This is a genomic window from Rhodohalobacter sp. 8-1, assembly GCF_038150125.1.
GTDB lineage: Bacteria > Bacteroidota > Rhodothermia > Balneolales > Balneolaceae > SW132.
Map to the genome: position 1 here is coordinate 64,456 of NZ_JBBVMF010000022.1, position 18,863 is coordinate 83,318.

General features: G+C 43.8%; 18 protein-coding genes, 1 tRNA gene and 1 pseudogene. 8 read left to right on the forward strand and 12 right to left on the reverse strand.

The window, feature by feature from the left end; translation table 11 throughout:
• Positions 1-17: 17 nt before the first annotated feature.
• The 3 genes from AABW11_RS17050 to AABW11_RS17060 all read right to left on the reverse strand — a co-directional run bounded on the left by AABW11_RS17050 (position 18) and on the right by AABW11_RS17060 (position 1,232).
• Positions 18-296 (reverse strand): helix-turn-helix domain-containing protein, encoded by a 279-nt coding sequence (locus tag AABW11_RS17050; protein WP_340106348.1) that lies wholly within the window; start codon positions 294-296, stop codon positions 18-20.
• The gene (locus tag AABW11_RS17055; RefSeq protein ID WP_340106350.1) at positions 293-541 is read right to left on the reverse strand and encodes a type II toxin-antitoxin system RelE/ParE family toxin; all 249 of its coding nucleotides are present in this window, start codon (positions 539-541) and stop codon (positions 293-295) included. The genes AABW11_RS17050 and AABW11_RS17055 overlap by 4 nt, the downstream gene beginning before the upstream one ends.
• A 184-nt stretch (positions 542-725) precedes the next feature.
• Positions 726-1,232 (reverse strand): Fur family transcriptional regulator, encoded by a 507-nt coding sequence (locus tag AABW11_RS17060; protein WP_340106351.1) that lies wholly within the window; start codon positions 1,230-1,232, stop codon positions 726-728.
• Positions 1,233-1,425: 193 nt separating this feature from the next.
• Between AABW11_RS17060 and AABW11_RS17065 the strand changes: the two genes are divergently transcribed.
• Complete coding sequence (locus AABW11_RS17065) at positions 1,426-3,303, forward strand: AMP-dependent synthetase/ligase (RefSeq protein WP_340106352.1); 1,878 nt, start codon at positions 1,426-1,428, stop codon at positions 3,301-3,303.
• A gap of 45 nt (positions 3,304-3,348) precedes the next feature.
• On the opposite strand, the gene AABW11_RS17070 is transcribed toward AABW11_RS17065, so the two are convergent.
• From AABW11_RS17070 to proS, 6 genes are all read right to left on the reverse strand, one after another.
• Positions 3,349-3,747: a hypothetical protein gene (locus AABW11_RS17070; protein WP_340106353.1), complete on the reverse strand. Its 399-nt coding sequence runs from the start codon at positions 3,745-3,747 to the stop codon at positions 3,349-3,351.
• A gap of 27 nt (positions 3,748-3,774) precedes the next feature.
• Positions 3,775-4,236, reverse strand: coding sequence for a DUF1499 domain-containing protein (locus AABW11_RS17075; protein WP_340106354.1), 462 nt, complete (start codon positions 4,234-4,236; stop codon positions 3,775-3,777).
• A 185-nt stretch (positions 4,237-4,421) separates the two neighbouring features.
• Complete coding sequence (locus AABW11_RS17080; protein ID WP_340106355.1) at positions 4,422-5,072, reverse strand: energy transducer TonB; 651 nt, start codon at positions 5,070-5,072, stop codon at positions 4,422-4,424.
• 251 nt (positions 5,073-5,323) lie between these two features.
• Positions 5,324-5,755: a VanZ family protein gene (locus tag AABW11_RS17085; RefSeq protein WP_340106356.1), complete on the reverse strand. Its 432-nt coding sequence runs from the start codon at positions 5,753-5,755 to the stop codon at positions 5,324-5,326.
• Positions 5,745-7,250, reverse strand: coding sequence for an NAD(P)H-hydrate dehydratase (locus AABW11_RS17090; RefSeq protein WP_340106357.1), 1,506 nt, complete (start codon positions 7,248-7,250; stop codon positions 5,745-5,747). The genes AABW11_RS17085 and AABW11_RS17090 overlap by 11 nt, the downstream gene beginning before the upstream one ends.
• A gap of 27 nt (positions 7,251-7,277) precedes the next feature.
• Positions 7,278-8,744 carry a proline--tRNA ligase gene (gene proS, locus AABW11_RS17095; RefSeq protein WP_340106358.1) on the reverse strand — a complete coding sequence of 489 codons (1,467 nt, stop codon included), beginning with the start codon at positions 8,742-8,744 and terminating at the stop codon, positions 7,278-7,280.
• 607 nt (positions 8,745-9,351) lie between these two features.
• Between proS and AABW11_RS17100 the strand changes: the two genes are divergently transcribed.
• From AABW11_RS17100 to AABW11_RS17120, 6 genes are all read left to right on the forward strand, one after another.
• A tRNA-Met gene (locus tag AABW11_RS17100) sits at positions 9,352-9,425 on the forward strand.
• 92 nt (positions 9,426-9,517) lie between these two features.
• Positions 9,518-9,790 carry a GIY-YIG nuclease family protein gene (locus AABW11_RS20205; RefSeq protein ID WP_445263794.1) on the forward strand — a complete coding sequence of 91 codons (273 nt, stop codon included), beginning with the start codon at positions 9,518-9,520 and terminating at the stop codon, positions 9,788-9,790.
• Positions 9,791-10,021: 231 nt separating this feature from the next.
• Positions 10,022-11,818 (forward strand): sodium:solute symporter family protein, encoded by a 1,797-nt coding sequence (locus AABW11_RS17105; protein WP_340106359.1) that lies wholly within the window; start codon positions 10,022-10,024, stop codon positions 11,816-11,818.
• Positions 11,818-13,176, forward strand: a complete 1,359-nt coding sequence (locus AABW11_RS17110) for a Gfo/Idh/MocA family protein (protein WP_340106360.1) — start codon at positions 11,818-11,820, stop codon at positions 13,174-13,176. Before AABW11_RS17105 ends, AABW11_RS17110 begins: the two co-directional genes overlap by 1 nt.
• Before the next feature lie 35 nt (positions 13,177-13,211).
• Positions 13,212-14,102 carry a nucleotidyltransferase family protein gene (locus AABW11_RS17115; protein ID WP_340106361.1) on the forward strand — a complete coding sequence of 297 codons (891 nt, stop codon included), beginning with the start codon at positions 13,212-13,214 and terminating at the stop codon, positions 14,100-14,102.
• Positions 14,092-15,156 carry a phosphotransferase enzyme family protein gene (locus AABW11_RS17120; RefSeq protein WP_340106362.1) on the forward strand — a complete coding sequence of 355 codons (1,065 nt, stop codon included), beginning with the start codon at positions 14,092-14,094 and terminating at the stop codon, positions 15,154-15,156. The genes AABW11_RS17115 and AABW11_RS17120 overlap by 11 nt, the downstream gene beginning before the upstream one ends.
• Positions 15,157-15,445: 289 nt before the next feature.
• Here AABW11_RS17120 and AABW11_RS17125 read toward each other — a convergent pair whose 3' ends face one another.
• Together AABW11_RS17125 and AABW11_RS17130 are read right to left on the reverse strand one after the other, a co-directional pair.
• Positions 15,446-15,664: a hypothetical protein gene (locus AABW11_RS17125; protein WP_340106363.1), complete on the reverse strand. Its 219-nt coding sequence runs from the start codon at positions 15,662-15,664 to the stop codon at positions 15,446-15,448.
• A 528-nt stretch (positions 15,665-16,192) separates the two neighbouring features.
• Positions 16,193-16,612 carry a hypothetical protein gene (locus AABW11_RS17130; protein WP_340106364.1) on the reverse strand — a complete coding sequence of 140 codons (420 nt, stop codon included), beginning with the start codon at positions 16,610-16,612 and terminating at the stop codon, positions 16,193-16,195.
• A 431-nt stretch (positions 16,613-17,043) separates the two neighbouring features.
• Here AABW11_RS17130 and AABW11_RS17135 point away from each other — a divergent pair, with 431 nt between their 5' ends.
• Entirely contained in the window at positions 17,044-18,456 is a 1,413-nt protein-coding gene (locus AABW11_RS17135) for an FAD-binding protein (RefSeq protein WP_340106367.1), read from the forward strand.
• A 135-nt stretch (positions 18,457-18,591) separates the two neighbouring features.
• Here the strand turns inward: AABW11_RS17135 and AABW11_RS17140 are convergent.
• A pseudogene (locus AABW11_RS17140) lies at positions 18,592-18,863 on the reverse strand (hypothetical protein); the annotation flags it as partial.

The window sequence follows — 18,863 nt, forward strand, 5'->3', positions numbered from 1 at the left end:
GTCTTGATATGCCTAACTCAGTCTATAAGTTCAACTCTGAGCTTCTTTCCAAATGCCTGAGCATACTTCTCCAACGTTGAAAGTCGTATATCTTCGGCATGATTTTCGATTCGTGAGATAGCTGTTTTTTTCGTGTTTAAATGTTTGGCGAGTTCATCCTGAGTCAGGCCTGCTTCCTCGCGGGCTTGCTTTAGAAGTACACCAATTTTGAAACTACGAAATCCTTCATCGTAACCTTCGGCAAAATCGGGATCTCGTTTTTTGCGGTCGCTTATGTAGGCTTGTAAATCACTCATGTTTTACCTCCTTTTCGGGACAGATAATCAGCTTTTCGCTGCTCTGCCAAATTAATTTCCTTTTTGGGTGTTTTCTGAGATTTTTTGGGAAATCCATTTGTCAGGATAATAAATTCATCCCCGTCAATGAAACCCAAAATTCTAAAGCTGTTCGATCCTATTCTTGCTCGAACCTCCCAAATATCATCTGTGCTTTTCAATTTTTTAAAGTATTGAACCGGAACCTGATCTAATCTTTCAGCCAATTCAAGAACCTAGGTAACTTTCTGAGCATGTTTAGAACTCAGCGAGTCCAAAAATTCTTTGACTGGGACTTTACCTGATTGGTCCGCCGGCTGGCGGATTGATTTCTTTCACAGGACAAATGTTAACAATTACGTTAACTTAGTCAAGTGCTATTTTATTGTAAGATGAGAAGGGAACATCAAACTAAGCATCAGAAAGGCTCTTAATTTTGTCACCGGCTTTTTGGCGTCTTTCACACTCTTCTACATTATTGCAGGTTCCAAACAGATGCAGTGAATGCCCCTCGATGTTGAAATCATAGATCTGTTCCATCAGATTTTGAATCTCAAGAATACGTGGATCACAAAACTCAATCACCACACCGCACTTTTTACAGATCATGTGATCGTGCTGTTGATAGGCGTAGGACCGTTCATAATAGTACTGATTCTTACCAAACTGCTGGCGCTGTACGAGGCCGCATTCAATGAGCAAATCGAGAGTATTATACACGGTTGCACGCGAAACTCTTGTCCCGGTATTTTTCATATTGAAAAAGATATCGTCTGCATCAAAATGCCCCTCAGACCTATAGATCTCCTCCAAAACCATAAATCGCTCTGGTGTTTGCCGCTGATTTCTCTCCTTCAGGTAGGTGCGGAAAATTTCTTTTACCAATTCAATTGTATCTTCGTGTGCGGGATGTGCCATAGTAAAAAGATTATAACTATTAAAAGCGATGAACGATCGGTTACCAAACGTTCTTATTTTTTTATCGTCTTAAAAACCAGGTATTTTTTTGATGAGTACGACACTTTCTGCCATACTGGAACCGATTCTTTTAAATTAAATGAAATCGGCTATCTTATGTTCAGTCTACCATACATTTAAAAAATAAATTGCTATGCCCACTATCGTTGCATTTGAAACACTCACAGATCTATTTCAGAATGTTGTGGCAAAATACAAAAATTCTGATAAAACAGCGTTCGCATATAAACCTACCGCGGACGATCCATACCAAACGATTACATGGCGAGAGGTTGAGGCGGATGTGACATCTATTGCCAGCTACCTGATTGATCAGGATATTCAAATGGGTGACCGGGTTGCCATCCTGAGTGAAAACAGGTATGAATGGGCAGTTGTAGATCTTGCAATTCAAATGGTTGGGGCCATTAACGTATCACTTTATGCTACATTGCCCCCTAAACAGTGCGCGTACATTCTTGAGGATTCCGAAGCAAAACTGTTTTTCGTGTCCACCGGAATACAGCTTAAAAAAGCAATTCAGGTGTTTGACGAGTGTGACGATCTCACCCAGGTTATCGCCTTTGATGAGCCAAAAGTACAGGATTATATAGAGAAAGATTATGTGAAATTATTTGATACCGTTTGTGCTGCCGGTTCTAAAGCAGAACCACAGCATGCCAAGGAGCTAAAGAAGCGGATCAAAAGAACATCTCCTGAAGACGTGGCCACACTGATTTATACATCGGGAACTACAGGTCGGCCAAAGGGAGCGATGCTGACCCACCGGAACATCGTAAGTAACGTGAAGGCTGCTCACGACGCAATTTCTATTGGTGACTCAGATCGCTGTCTCTCCTTTCTGCCTCTCTGCCATTCATTTGAGCGAACCGGCGGGTATTACGCTATGATAGCCGGTGGTGCGGAAATATACTATGCGGAAAGCGTGGATACGGTGGCCCGAAATATGCTGGAAGCACATCCCACAATCGTGGTTAGTGTACCCCGCCTTTTTGAAAAGATTTACAATCTTGTAACTAAAAATGTGCAGCAAGGCAGTGCTATTCAACAATCTATATTTAACTGGGCGCTATCCGTAGGTGAAAGATATTGGAAAGGTGAACGCGGTATCGTCAGCATCCAAAAAACAATAGCGGACAAACTGGTTTTCAACAAATTGAAAGAACGGACTGGTGGAAATATTAAATTTTTTGTATCGGGCGGAGCTGCACTACCTGCTGAAATCGGGGCGTTCTTTATGTCGGCAGGTCTGAATATACTTGAGGGATACGGATTAACCGAAACTTCACCCGTGATGTGCTGTAACAGGTACGGTGATGAGAAAATGGGGACGGTTGGAAAAGTTATAAATGGAGTTACCGTGGGTATTCAGCGGCTGGAGAACAATGAAATCATTGCCAGCCTGAGTGGTGAGGAGTATCCCTCAGAGCTAACATCTGAACCGGGTGAAATATTGAACCGCGGGCCCAATACAATGAAAGGCTACTGGAAGAATGAAGAGGCCACACAGGAGATGATTGATGACGAAGGCTGGCTCCACACTGGTGATGTCGGCCGGTTTGTAGATGGACGGCTTGAGATTACCGACCGCATCAAGCATATGATTGTAAATGCCGGAGGGAAAAATATTTATCCTGGCCCGATTGAAGATATGTTCAAAACAAGTAAATGGATCGACCAGCTTGTTGTGGTTGGGGAGAAACAGGCGTATATGGCAGCGCTAATCGTTCCTGATTTTGAGACGCTTGAAAGTCATGCAAAACAGAATGATATCAGCTACGATTCTATTGAGAATCTGCTTGAAAAGGAATCAATAATTAACCTGTTTAGCAAAGAGGTGCGCAGTTTTTCAAAAGAGCTGGCATCACACGAAAAAATCCGTGACTTCAGGTTGCTGCCACAGGAATTTTCTGTTGAAACCGGCGAACTCACTCCAACACTAAAAGTGAAACGCCGGGTCATTGAAGACAAATATGGTCATCTGATTGAGGACATCTTTAGTGGTGACTAAAGCTCCGGCCCGGCTATGATTGATAAACTGCCGGTGTCAATTCTGTCATCCGGCATCTTGAGCTTCAGCATTCGATTCGGAATCTTTGCGGGCATTAATAAATGATCGAACACCGGCAACTACAAAATAGACGCAGATTAGTGCCATGACTGCCTGGGCGTATGATGCATTTGGGCGAACTAATTCGTTACCGCCCAATACGCCAAGAACATTGATTAATCCGCCGATGGAGCCGCCAATACCCAGAATTGCAAGCAGCAAAGCCGCGTGCATCACATGTTTTCGCAGAGTCTCTTTTTTAAGACCGATGACGCCAAGGCCAATAAAAGCTATTCCAAAAAATGCGGGAATTAAGGCCGTTGCACTGGCTGCGCCCGTGAGCACAAACGAACCGGCCCCGAGAATGATCATGAGAATACCGACAGAGATAGATAGTTTAGACACGTAAGATTTATTTGGTTAGTTGTTTAATTACGTAACAGATTGTATCGAAGATAATAATTTCTGAACTCGCCGCCGGTTTACGCCAAGGTCGCCTTTCCCTGTCCGGCTGCGGCTTGATAGATGCAGAATGGATCCGCCCGTATTGTCCGGAGAAATACGGATAGTGAAATCGTCCCGAAACCCAAAGAGTGCAATTCTAAATACAGCGTCTATCTGAAAGGATTCAGAATCAGATTCGACTTCTTCTGCTCCCATGTTGTTGAGAATCGTCTCACAGGTGGTCATCAATTTATCAGGATCTATGTTAAGAGGTACAGATAAACGAACACAATTCGGAGAGTCGGGGCAGGGTTGAATCGGGTTAGAATCGACAGGCCGGAACTCATCCGGGAAGTCGGATGGGGTCGTACCCTTTAACGGCCCCACAAGATTCAATGTGATCAAAAGGGCGAGGGCCAGAAGGCCGTAGATAATCCATTTCGTACTCATATATAAATCTGGCTTTGGCGCAGGAATTGATGATTATAGACATGGGTACTAATCATTTTCGTGATCTGATAGTTCGGATAAACTTTTCGAAATGACGTATGTGGTTTGGAAAAAAATAACCTGAAATAAAAAAGGCCTGTCGATTTATCAACAGGCCTTTTTTCGTCTTAAAAGATCTATAATTATTAGTTCTGAAGCCTGAAAACTACAGGTAAACTATACTGTACTCGAACGGGGCGTCCACGCTGCATTCCGGGACGGAATTTAGCTTGACGAACGGCACGAAGTGCTTCTTCATCAGCACCACCGCCAATTCCTCTAATAACACGAGGATCTTCAACTTCTCCTTGTTCGTTTACAATAAACTGCACGTAAACACGGCCTTCGATACCAGCTCTTCGGGCCATTTCAGGATATTCAATATTCTTTTGAATGGATGCAAGACCACCAATGAGTTCAGGCATCTCTTCTACAACAACAAAGAAGTTCTCTTCAGGCTCTTCCTCTTCCTGTGGTGGTGGTGGCATTTCCATTCGATCATCAAGATCCCAATCGGAATTAATGTCGATATTTACATCTTCGATAATTTCGTCGTTAGGAACCTCAACCGGGACCGGAGGACGGGGTGGCGGGGGAGGTGTTTCGATTTGTTCGGTTTGGATAACCTCTTCCATTTCAACAACGTCCTGTTCATCCAGCGTATACTCATCGGGTGCTTCGCTTGTTAAGTCAACTTTAACGGCGAGAATAAATATTGCAAGTGCAACAATAAGCCCGAGCTGAAGAAATACAGTATAGTATTTTCTTAAATCTGCTTCTGCTTTTTTACGATCCATAGTAATGAGGCGATTGATTAATAATAACGAGTGCAGTATACATGATTTACTGTTAAGTTTCCAACGTGTTCCCCTTGTTGATATTATTTTTTTGATAAAAATTGTTATTCTTTACCTCTGAAGATCTGATAATGGTCTCCAGTCAATGAATATGAATAATCATATCTGGCGTTATCAGCCCATGGTCACTACTTCGTACTGTTTATGAACTTCGGGTATGTTTCACATATGGAGCACTCCAAAAAAGTACTTTAACGTGCACTGTTCTGAGATAAAATAGGCCTTAAATACTGCCTGTATTTCGTTTTTATCCACCAAAGTAATATTACCGCGGTCAATGTGCCGGCGGAATCAGCTGCGGCATCTGTCCAGCTCGCCGTGCGCCCTTGCGTCAACATTTCCTGCATGAATTCTATAGAAATGCCGAATAATGTACCGGCAACAAATATAAAAAGCAGGGGCGCTTCCTGTCTGCTGTAGAGAATCAGGGAAAGCCCAAACATGAAACTCCATCCGAAAAACATCAGGAAGTGTCCAATCTTGTCGTAGCTGAATATTGCCTGGCCCTGAAAATTATCGGGTGGCAGTAGGGTAAGCAGCAGGGTGATAGCAGTGATGGCGATGAACAGAAAGTAGACCACGTATTTTCTTTGAACGAGGAATGAAATTAATTTACCTATCATAAATATCGCTTGGTTCCGGCTCGTGAATATGTTCAATATCTGAATAATTGGAGATCAGTGCATCTGTAATGGATTGATCAGTCATACGACTTACAGCCAGTTTACCTGCTATTGTTCCCGCCAGAACATCACCGAACCCGGCTCTTGAAAATAGTTTCGTGTTGTAGCCGGTAATGAATAGCCCGCTATCCGGGGTTGCCAGCATGGTTGGATGCCCCTTCGATAGAACCCTGCAGCCTGAATCACGCGAAATCTTCTCAACTGCCTTCAGCCGTTCAAAATCATTGGATTGGTTAACGTCAAAATGCTTTTTTAGTTCACCGGGATGGGGCGTCACTATCCAACGGGATTTATCGAGATCTTTGCTCTGATCCCACACTGAGAGTCCGTCAGCATCAAGTATAACCGGCTGATCAATCGATTTGAGAAGCTTGAGAACACTTGTTTGCGTGCCCTCCTTAAGGCCAAGTCCAGGTCCAATGAGCACAACACCCGGCTTGTCTTTAATTCTGCTGAGGACCTTGTCTGTGCTTTTTGGTGTGAAGCAGCCGTCATTTTTATCCCCAACGGCGACTTTAATTATTTGAGGCAGTGACTGCTCATAAATCGGCAGCAGCGCTTTCGGCGCATAAAGAATCACTGCACCTGCCCCGGCATTCCACGCACTTTTAGCCGCCATCATTGCCGCTCCCGTCATCCCTTCTGATCCCGCTACAATATGAACAGTCCCCGTTTCATATTTGTGGGACGCTATCGCAGAGTAGGCTTCAAATTCCTCACGAACATCTTTGGTTAGTAGCACCGCCTTATGTTCCCTCAGGTAGCCTGGGAAAGGGAGATCAGCCAGTGTGATGGTGCCTGTAACTGACGGGCCGTCACTTAAGTAAAAACCAATTTTGTTTGTACCAAAGGTGATGGTGTGATCTGCCTCTACACAGGTCCCCAGGATTTCACCGGTGTCACAATTCAGCCCGGTTGGAATATCCATCGCAAATGTATGAATATTGGCCTTATTCAGGCTATCTGCCAGGCCGGCCATCGGCTCACGCAGGTCTGATGTGAGCCCGGTCCCGATCATTCCATCTACAGCATAATCAAAGTCTCTCCAGGGTATCGAATCCATGTCTGTCAGAATCGTTAGGGGAGAGCCGTGAGCAGCCAACTTTTTTAGAAGCTTGTAATTTCTGTGCGCGTCCGTAGATAAGTCATCATCGCCCGCAGCCATCAGAATTGTAACTGAATGACCCGACCTATCGGTTAGGTACCGGGCTACAACCAGTGCATCCCCGGCGTTGTTTCCTTTTCCGCATACAAAAATACCCGATGAACCGGCTTCAGTTTGGCTTTGGATCACACCGGCAGCTTTTTCTCCTGCGATCTCCATCAGCGTGATGCTGTCGATCCCGAAATCAGATATCGTATGCTCATCAAGCTGGCGGCTTTGGTCTCTCGTTGCCAGTCTGAGAAATCGGTTATCAGGCTTATTTAATGACATGGATGGAAGATTCTTGAAGTTGAACTTTTAATACGCTCTGGCAAACAGAACGCGTCGTTTTGAAGGGTTTCCGGTGACCATGCATTTTCCATTTTCACCTGAAGACTCAAGCGGAATACAGCGAATGGTAGCTTTAGTATCCTGTTTTATTTTTTCTTCTGTTTCGGGCGTACCGTCCCAGTGGGCATAGATGAAGCCGCCTTTTTCGATCTCTTTTTGGAACTCCTCGTAGCTGTCAACGTTGCGGGTGTTATTTGCTGTCCGTTCCTTTGCAGCATCGTACAGATCAGTCTGAATATCCTTCAAAAGCTGATCGATCTGTTCAGCTATTCCTTCTCGCGGCACGATGTTTTTCTCAAGCGTATCTCGCCGGGCAAGCTCTACATTGCTGTTTTCAACATCTCGGGGACCAACGGCAACACGCAGCGGCACGCCCTGTGCTTCGTGTTCGGCGAACTTGTAACCAGGATTGTAGTTCTCCCGGTCATCCAGTTTTACCCGGATTCCTAAATTCTTCAGCTGATCGATAATCGAATGAGCATAGGTAAGCACGGTGGCTTTCTGTTCATCACTTTTGAAGATAGGAACCACAACAACCTGGTCAGGGGCAAGTTTAGGGGGGATTACGAGTCCGTTATCGTCAGAATGAGTCATGATGAGGCCACCAACCAGCCGCGTAGAGACACCCCAGCTGGTCGCCCAGACGTAATCGTGCTCGCCATCTTTGCCCTGGAATTTTACATCAAACGCCTTGGCAAAGTTTTGGCCCAGAAAATGAGATGTTCCCGCCTGCAGTGCTTTACCGTCCTGCATCAACGCTTCAATGCAGTAGGTGTCTACAGCCCCTGCAAACCGTTCAGATTCCGTTTTTACCCCGGTAATGACCGGCATGGCCATAAAATCTTCAGCAAATGTCTTGTAGACGTTCAGCATGCGTTCAGTCTCTTCAACCGCCTCTTCCTTGGTAGCGTGTGCCGTGTGGCCTTCCTGCCATAGAAACTCCATAGTACGCAGGAATAGTCGGGTTCGCATCTCCCATCTAACTACGTTGGCCCACTGGTTGATGAGGATCGGCAGGTCGCGGTAGGATTGAATCCAGTTTCTATAGGAATCCCAGATAATGGTTTCTGATGTTGGCCGGACAATCAGTTCTTCTTCAAGTTTCGATTCAGGATCAACCTCCACGCCGTTTTCTGCGCTTTTGAGCCGGCTGTGGGTCACCACGGCGCACTCTTTTGCGAACCCTTCCACATGCTGAGCTTCTTTGGACAGAAAGGATTTTGGGATAAAGAGCGGGAAGTAGGCATTTTCATGGCCTGTGTCTTTAAACATTTTGTCTAATGCCGCTTTCATGTTTTCCCAAAGCGCAAACCCGTGCGGCCGGATAACCATACAGCCCCGGACAGGAGAGTGGTCGGCCAGTTTTGCCTCTTTCACCACATCAAGATACCATTGCGAATAATCGTCGTTTCTGTTTGTAATCCGTTTAGCCATACTGTTGAGTGCTGCGTTTCGTTATTGAAAATTATAAATAAGTCTTTCAGCCGATTAAGATAAAGAATCCTTTGCAGAGAAGAGATTGAAAAAATTTGTTCATGTGTTAGAGGGCTTTACAAAACACCTGAAAATAGTCATCCCGTACTATGATACGGGATCTCCAATCTGGTTTTCAGCTTTTAAAGTGCGATCAGAAGCACAGTACTATAGTAGGGGCAGGTTTTGCAAAGTCTTCCGTAAGTAAACAAAGTCATGAAAAAAGTGATTTGAGAGTTTCAACCTTTTCATAAAAACCCTATCTTTGTTGCTCTCTTGGATTACAGCCGCACACGGTTTTTGCCGTATATACCTAAGAGAGTTTGTTATGAAATGTCGTGGTAGCTCAGGCGGTTCCACGGAGGTTCTCCCAAAGGGATGTGCCAAATTCCGCTCTACGATTTGAAATAGTTTTATACAAGATTTAAGTGTTATGTCGTTGTAGCTCAGGCGGTTTCCCGAAGGGATGCCTTGGGCAAGAGCGTCGGATTCATATCCGCCAGCTGGCGGACGGAGGTTCAAGTTTGCCCCACGATTTGAAATATTGCTGAAAAGATTGAAATGATATGTCGTGGTAGCTCAGGTGGTTAGAGCGTCGGATTCATAACCCGGAGGTCGGCGGTTCAATCCCGCCCCACGATACATTAAAAAAAAAGCTCTACTCAATTCAATTTGGGAAGAGCTTTTTTTATTTATACTAACAAAGGAGTGAATAAATACAGAGAGGTCTTCAAATGCATCATGTTTATGTATTATACTCACCACTCTACGATAAAATCTACATCGGTGAATCATCTAACCTGGGTGACCGGTTTATAAGCCATAACCTCGAAACTAATAAAGGATGGACTGGTCGTTACAGGCCCTGGGTATTGGTTTTTGAGTATCTGGATCACTACAATATCCAAATTTTCTCATCCATTCCAGAATCGAACTATTCCCGCCAATATTATACTTTACCCGGGCTTGTTCTTTGCTTATTTGCCCGTTGGCAACGCGCATTATAATCCCCAACTTAAAACTGTCACTGTAAGTTGGTTGAGGTTTGTTGGGTTTATTTTTCATCGGCTGATTCCTTAAACTGTGTCTACCTATACCAGTATAAGACCCATTAATTATTTCTGAAAGTTCCCTGCAAAACATTCATTGGCATTTTGCCCGCAATACCTTTTTATTATTTCATTCTTTAACAATGTTTTAGGATGTTCACCGCAGCTTAAGTCATTTCAAAAAAAATTATGCTTCTTCACTATTTCGACTGGATCATCCTTGGCGTCTTTTTTGCAGCGGTTTTAGGTATTGGGTTATGGTTTTCGAAGACTGCGGGTGAAGACCAGGAACAGTTTTTTCTCGGAGGAAGGAGCATGCCCTGGTGGCTGCTGGGTGTATCGATGGTGGCTACAACTTTTTCAGCTGATACGCCCAACCTCGTTACCGGGCTGGTGCGTGAAGGGGGTGTGGCCCGTAACTGGGTATGGTGGTCTTTTTTGATTACGGGAATGGTTACTGTTTTTATCTATGCTCGTCTTTGGAGGCGGTCGGGTGTACTCACCGACCTGGAATTCTACGAGATCAGATACAGCGGAAAAGCAGCTTCCTTTCTAAGGGGGTTCCGTGCCATTTATCTCGGTGTGTTATTCAATTGCCTGATCATGGGAACCGTAACCCTTGCCGCTATCAAGATTGGCTCTGTAATGTTCGGCCTTGCTCCGTGGATCATTGTGGCAGGCAGTTCGGCTATTATAGTAGCCTATTCGGCACTTGGTGGTTTAAAAGGGGTTATATGGACGGATTTTTTCCAGTTCGGTATTTCCATGGTCGGAGCTTTCTATGCCGCTTATGTCGCCATCGATCAGCCAGAGATCGGCTCGCTTACCGCACTTTTTGATCACCCGAACCTGGCGGGTAAACTCGATATGTTTCCAAATATGAATAATCCCTCCCTGGTTATCTCATTGTTCATTATCCCGATCGCTGTGCAGTGGTGGTCGGTATGGTATCCCGGTTCAGAGCCTGGTGGCGGCGGGTATATTGCGCAACGCATGCTGGCAGCAAAGGATGAAAATCATGCCGTGGGTGCAACACTGTTATTTAATGTAACTCATTACGCCTTGCGTCCCTGGCCATGGATCATCGTTGCACTCGCTTCACTCGTCCTTTATCCAGACCTTGCCTCAATCAAGAATGATTTCCCAAACATCGAAGATCAATATTTAGGAAATGATATCGCCTATCCGGTTATGTTAACGCTCCTGTCACCCGGCTGGCTTGGTTTGGTGACAGCATCACTGATCGCGGCTTTCATGTCAACTATTAGTACGCATCTGAATTGGGGTTCGTCGTACGTGGTTCACGATTTTTACAGCCGTTTTGTAAAGCCGGATGCCTCAGAAAAAGAATTGGTGCAGGTGGGGCGTATTTCAACAGTTTTGCTTATGATTATTTCCGGGAGTTTTGCCCTGTTCCTTCTGAAAGACGCCACGCAGGCGTTTAATATCCTGTTACTCTCCGGTGCCGGAACGGGTGCTATTTACTTGCTTCGCTGGTTTTGGTGGCGTATCAATGCGTTTACGGAGGTTGCAGCCATGATCAGCGGAATCGTAACTGCTTTTGTACTTGTGCTGCTGGTAAGTGATGACGCTTTGGCCACTACTTATTTAGATGGGTTTACAGTGAAATTATTACTGGCCGTTCTGATCACTTCTGTGGTCTGGATCGTTACGGCGTTCACAACCCGGCCGGAATCCTATGAAACCCTGCGTAAATTTTATGAACTTACGCACCCCGGGGGACCCGGCTGGGAAAAACTTATCCGGGAATCCAAAGAGCGCGGAGATGAGATCAAAGAAACCGGAAAGTGGGGGGTTCCTCAAAGTATACTGATGGTGTTCGTAGGATGTTTCGGGACCTATTCCGCCCTGATAGGAATAGGAAGTTTCCTGTACGGGAATTTTATTACAGCCGGAATTTTAACGCTGGTTTTCATCATTTCGGCCTATATCATTCAACAATATTTAATAAAAACTAAATTCTGATGAGTAATTTTACACGCCGCAAATTTCTTCAATCGGCATCCGTACTTGCAGCCGGCACTTTAACGCTTCCATCTTTTGTTCGAGCCGGCTCCCCCAATACGTCAAATACCGTTCGTATCGGTTTTATTGGAACGGGTTTGAGAGGACGAAATCATGTGAATAATCTGCTGAGTTACGAAGGCGTTCGCTGCCCGGCTTTTTGCGATATCGATCCGGATGCTATCGCCAAAACCAAAGAGATATTTTCCGATAAAGGAAAAGAGGACCCCGAAGTTTATACGGGCAGCGAACAGGCGTACCTGGATATGCTTGAAAAAGAGGACCTGGACGGTGTTATCATAGCAACGAACTGGAAATGGCATACCCCTATGTGTCTTGCCGCCATGCGCAGCGGTGTTTATACAGGTGTGGAAGTTTCAGGCGCGTTTTCAGTAAATGAATGCTGGGAACTGGTAAGAACACATCAGCAGACGGGGACCCATCTGTTTTTTCTGGAGAATGTGAATTACCGGCGAGATGTTCTGGCCGTCTTAAATATGGTAAGAGATAATGTGTTTGGCGAGCTGGTACATTTGAGAGGCGGCTATCAGCATGATCTTCGCCAGGTCAAATTCAATGACGGGGAAGGCGGCTTGGTCTATGGAAGTAACAGTTACGGCGAAGCCCGGTGGAGAACCGAACATTCCATTCGCCGAAATGGAGAACTATACCCCACGCACGGGCTAGGGCCGTTGAATGCGATGCTGGATGTGAACAGGGGAAATCGTCTGACGACTATTTCATCCTTTGCCAGCAAAGCCAAAGGACTCAATCAGTATGTGCTCGATCATCCCGACGGCGGTGAAGATCATCCGTACGAAAATATTAATTGGAAGCTGGGAGATATTGTTACGTCCCATATTTCAACGGCTAATGGAGAAACCATCATTTTAACTCACGATACGAATCTCCCGCGACCCTATTCACTTGGGTTCAGAGTTCAGGGGGTTAAAGGAATTGCCGAATTTGATTATCACACCCGAAGAGTGCACGCGGAAGGAATCTCGAACGATCATAGCTGGGATGAGTGGGAAGTCTGGTTCGAAAAATACGATCATGAACTTTGGAGAAAGTATGGAGATATTGCTATAGATGGCGGTCATGGCGGTATGGATTATTTCCTGGACCGGGCTTTTATTGAAAGCGTGAAAGCAGATGCTCCTGCAGCTATTGATGTATATGATGCGGCTGTGATGCGGGTAATTACGCCGTTATCTGAAGCTTCTATAAGAGAAGGAGGAACGCCTCAGCACATACCGGATTTCACTGACGGAAAGTGGATCCACAGAAAGCCTGTTTTTGCGTTGGGCCAATGGTAATTTTCAACCATATTGAAACTTTTAAATAACTCATTATGCCATCACTTGTAATACTTGCAGCGGGAATGGGGAGCAGATACGGAGGCACCAAGCAGTTTTCAACCTTCGGCCCATATGATCATCTTATTATAGATTACACTATTTATGATGCTATTGAATCTGGTTTTGAAACTATTATTTTTGTGATTCGAAAAGAGATTGAGACGACATTTAACGAGTCGGTGTTCAATAATTGGAAGGGAAAAATTGATCTGCGTGTCGTATATCAAGAGCTGAATTCCCTTCCGGAGCAGTATGAGGTTTTAAAGGGGAGAACCAAGCCCTGGGGAACGGCACACGCCGTATGGATGGCAGAAAGTGAAATTGAAGGCCCTTTCGCCATCGCCAATGCGGATGATTTCTATGGGCGGGAAGCAATAAAAAAATCATGCGATCAGCTTCAGAAAATGTCTCCTGACAAAAACAGCGCGTTTGTTATCGGTTATGAATTGGGTAACACGCTGAGTCCCAACGGCTCGGTTTCAAGAGCTTTATGTAATGTGGATGATGACGGCAATCTTATTGAAATCGAAGAGCTAACATCAATTCAAAAGAAAGCCGGGAAGATCGTCTCAGTTGCCGGCGAAAATGAACGAGAACTTCATCCCGATGATCTGATATCGATGAATTTAATGGGATTTACTCCCCCTGTGTTTGAGGCTATTCGAAAAGGGTTCGATCAATTTTACCACAATCTTAACCCAGGAAGCAGTGAAGAATTTTACCTTGCCAATGTACTCACCCGCCTATTAAATAAGGGGGTGGATATACCGGTGATCCCAACAAATAGTCAGTGGTTTGGGGTTACTTACAGTGAGGACAAAGATTGGGTGAACAGGGAGCTTGCCGAACTTCATGAATTAGGAGCCTATCCTGATGAACTCTGACCAAAACATAAAAGAAGTACTTTCTTATTATCCTATTCCGACAAGTTATCCTATTCCGACAAGGTCAGTAACCATTGAACCGGTCAAAACCGGGCTCATCCACAACTCTTATAAAATACATTCGAAGAATGATAAATACTTTCTTCAGCAAATAAATACTGATGTATTTAATGGCGTTGCCGGCCTTATGAATAACATCGCCCTGGTGACGAATACCCTGTCTGAATCATATAAGAATTCACCCTTTGAAACCTTGCAGATTCTGAGAACAAATGAAGGTGAGCTATATAAACAAACAGATAATGAAGCATGGAGGATCTATCTCTTTAAAGATCATCTGTTTGGTTACGATACTCCGACAAATAGGGAAATGGTGAAGGAGGCAGGGATCGCTTTTGCCCGTTTTGTAAAATCACTGTCGGCCGTCGACCCGAGTCTGCTTTCAGTAACCATACCTGATTTCCATTCTATGGAATATCGACTGTTTCAACTCAGAGAAGCTTCCGAAAACAGATCTTCGCTCCTCTCCGGGGTGCGAGTCCTGAAAGACCAGATAGACCATTACAGCCAGCTGCTTTTACCGCTCGAATATGCGATGAAAAATGGGGAGCTTCCAGTGCGTGTCACCCATAATGATTCTAAATTTAACAATCTTCTTTTTGACGAAGACGGAAAGGCCCGGTGTGTCGTTGATCTTGATACCGTTATGCCGGGTATTATCCATTTTGATGTGGGAGACTGTCTGAGAACATTAACTCCCACAACTGCAGAAGATGAATCGGATTTAGAAAAGATCGAGTTGAGAGCGGACTACCAAGGTGCGTTTTTAGAAGGGTATACCGGGAATGCATCCGGTTGGCTGACCGCGGAAGAATTCAACTATTTACCTTATGCTGCCCCATATATGGCATTGATTATGGGGATACGGTTTCTAACTGATCACCTGAATGGTAATGTGTATTATTCCATTGATTACCCTGAACACAACTTGGTTAGGGCAAAAAATCAGGCTGAAGTGACGAGGCAGTTTTTAGACCGATTTCCCCTCAGCTAGAACACTATGATATTCTTTAACGTGGGTTTAAATGAAGCTCAGGAAACTCAGCAGCATGGATCGGGCGGAATTTTAAGCAGCCATTTGAATTCGATCTGAATAAACGGTTAATCGATCCGGAATTTTGGTCTAAGCACGTGTCACTGAAGGGCTGTAAGGTAACCGATACTTGCCGGACCCCAGCCGGGTTTCCAGACTTTACGGTTTAAAGCACTTATTATGTCAATGTTTGATTTATTCTCAAAACGTTCTAAATATTCCTCACAGTAGTTATCGTGCATTTTCGCCATTATGCTTCCTTCATCAGTATTTTTAGGTGATCAACAGCTTCGGGACCGGCATCTTTGATGCATTCGACGATGTTAGAAATCTGATTTTTTTGGAGCCCGGTGATGTTTGCTCGGATCTTGCCTTTAGAATTTGTACCAATCACAATATTTTCAGCATCGAGAACAAGCTGGAAGCGAAGTACGGAGGTGGTGTTTTTTGAAGATGGTAAATGAGTCATGGATAATACTTGAAGTTAAATCTTTGGCAAGCATACCATTATTACCGTAAGAAAGGCATAATAGCGCTTTAGCAGTATTTTTTAATCGCTCTGCAAGTTGCCGTTAAATCAGCGAGTGGGAATTTAGGGAGCACTGATTTCCAAGTCAATTTAAAAGAGAAATCTAATATTTCTATTTGGATGCTTATTTTTATCCACAAAAAAAGCGAAGTTCTTCATCCAGTATTAGATAAGGTCATTCCTATCTATCAACCCTGACTATGTGATAATCAGTGCGGATTTAGGAGACGATGAAACCAGGTCTGACCATTGAGAAAATGAGACTACACTTCTTGGAATAACCGATTCAAGTGGTCATGATTATATAATGATCCACTTTACTTAAAATTTAGAAGTTATTGTTAAGTATTTGGAAGCAAATTAAGCCCGATGTATGAATAGGAACGGCTGATGGGATTGTCGCAGTGTGGTGTGAGAGGCACACCGTGAGCTTTTGGCTCATGGCAATCAACTCGATTATACTGCCGGTTAAATTTGGTATGGCAACAAAAATTGTCTGTATTTTGAACCTAATCCTGGAAATGAATAAAGCCCATTATCTTTCCGGAATTTTGATTCTTGAATATTTTCCATCTCAGAAAAAATGATATTGAAAAGTTCATCATGATCATACAAAAACCAAATTCCTCTTGAGGATCTGAAAGCGATATAAATATCTTTTTCCAAATATTTCTTATCAAAAGTTAAACGCCCTTTAAGCTGAACTTTTAAAAAGATTATCCCATCAACATGTTGAGCAATAAAATCAGCCCATTGCCAATCATCAGTCAATCTATGTGTTACAAAACCATAGTCAGCTAAAACTGCTGAAATCTTTTGGTAATTATAATTCTCATTTCGTTTCGAATTGAGATCAGAGTATTTGATTTCTGATAAATCTAAGGGCATAGTTTATAATTAGACAGTTTAACGCCTCTGCAACTAACTGGCGTAGGGATGGAGGTTGAATTAGCAACTAACGAAAGATGAGTTGTAAAACCAAGGGAGGTATAGAATTGGCGAGGTGTGTCCACTTTATGACCTCGTTATACTGTATAATCCATCATTTCTGAAGATATAGCCCTCGGAAGGACAGATCGTGACGGTAGAGTTTTAAACTTTCTATAATTATTTTAATATTGACTGTATTATTAGGTCTTTTTTAATTCTTTGAAGATAGTTCATTTCATATTGCAATTTTTATTTGGGATGCGGAACCATTTTAATTTAAAGCGAATCCGATTATGGTATGAGATTCAGGCTCATCAGAAACCAAGAAGTCAGTCAAAGATTTAGAAGCAAAATCGTATTCTGATCCCATTCAGAATTTCGGTCAAAACATTCAATTTACCCCTGATTATTACTTTGTCCCTCATAATGAAGAAGAGGTCGTTGAAATTTTAAACAGACACTCGGAGGATCAGATTCGGGCAGTGGGTTCCCTGCATTCATGGAGTGATTTGGCTTCAAGTGATAAGATTGTAATAAATCTCAGTCATTTTGATGATATAAATATTGAAAAACAAGATGATAAGACTTGGGTAACGGTAGGGGCAGGATGTAAGATCAAAGATCTGAATAGAGAACTATATCAACAACAAGGTTTAAGACTACCGGCTCAACCCATTATTTCAGCGCCAACTATTGGCGGTGCTATTGCGACCGGTACCCATGGTACGGGATCACCGAGCTTGTCGCACTTTGTCGAAAAAGTCCGAATCGCCGCTTATGACCAAGATACCGGAACGGCTAAAATATATGAGATTGAGAGCGGCTCCGAGCTTGAGGCTGCCCGCTGTAACCTCGGTTGTATGGGTATCGTACTTTCTCTTCGTATTAGCTGCATATCAGAATTTTTGGTGGAAGAAACGGTGGTCGAAAGACAACATCTCCAAGAGGTCCTTGCCGAAAAAGAAGACTATCCACTCCAGGAATTTCTGTACATACCATATTCCTGGACATTCGTAAACTTTCAAAGGCGGGAAGTTGCGGAAAATGCATCCGTTGATTCAGGTAAAAGAAGCTGGGGAGCATCCCTTTACAATGTGTATAATTTCCTGAATGTCGATCTGTTCTTTTGTCTTATCGTGAAGGGACTTATTTCCTTTTGGGGCAACCCGGAAAGAATACGCTTCTTTTATAAAAATATGTTCTCAAAAGCCATTCTAAAGAAGGTAACCGTCAGGGAGCGCAGCCATCAACTGCTAACCCGTACCCGGGAGATGTTCAGCCATGAAGAGACCGAAATATTCATACCCGAAAACTATATAGCAGAAGCTGCTGAACTGATACGAATTGTGACAGATGTATTTGCCGGGATAAAAAAGGAGATCCCGGAGGAATTTTCCTCCAAGCTTGAATCAGTCGGGTTGCTCGAACAACTCAAAAAAAGTCGGGGAACGTATACCCACCACCACCCTTTTGTTTTCCTTAAGCTGCTACCAGATGATACATTAATATCTATGTCAAGTGGTATGGATAAGCCGTGTTATGGTTTCAATCTTATCTCTTATCAGAAACCGGGAGAAAGGGAGGCCTTCCGCAAATTTTCGGATGTTACCACCTGTGCACTGGCCAGATTGTATAATGCTCGCCCTCACTGGGGAAAGTATTTTTGTTTGGACCAAGATGATATTGAAGCTCTATATCCCGAACTGGAGACCTTCCGTGAGATTTGTCGTCGATATGATTCGAAGGGAGTTTTTCAAAATAATTTTACCAGGCAGGTCCTTGGTTTTGAGCGAGAGCGTTAGGAGATTCTCTACCTACTATACTTTTAATATGATTTTGTCCTGCAGTATAATCCAGTGCCTAAAAATCCATTTATGAAACATCCGGAAAATATAAATAGCTTCATTTTCTTAAAATTTGACAAAATTATCAAGCCTTCAGATTTGCTCCTCTGTGATCGTATTATCCCTGTGAAGTGTGGCAAGCAGAGATTGGCTGATTAGCGCACAGATCACTCCGAACGGAAGATATCCGGCATAGCCAAGCAGGGGCATTTCAAACAGGTAAAACCTCTCAACCCACGGTATATTGTAGATCCATTTGGCTTCGCTGTAGAAATTCCACATCTCCCAGAAAAAACCGCAGCAGAGAGCAGCCATTGCTGACGACCAAACCAATGTTAGATCTCCGTTCGAGCTATCTTTAAGCA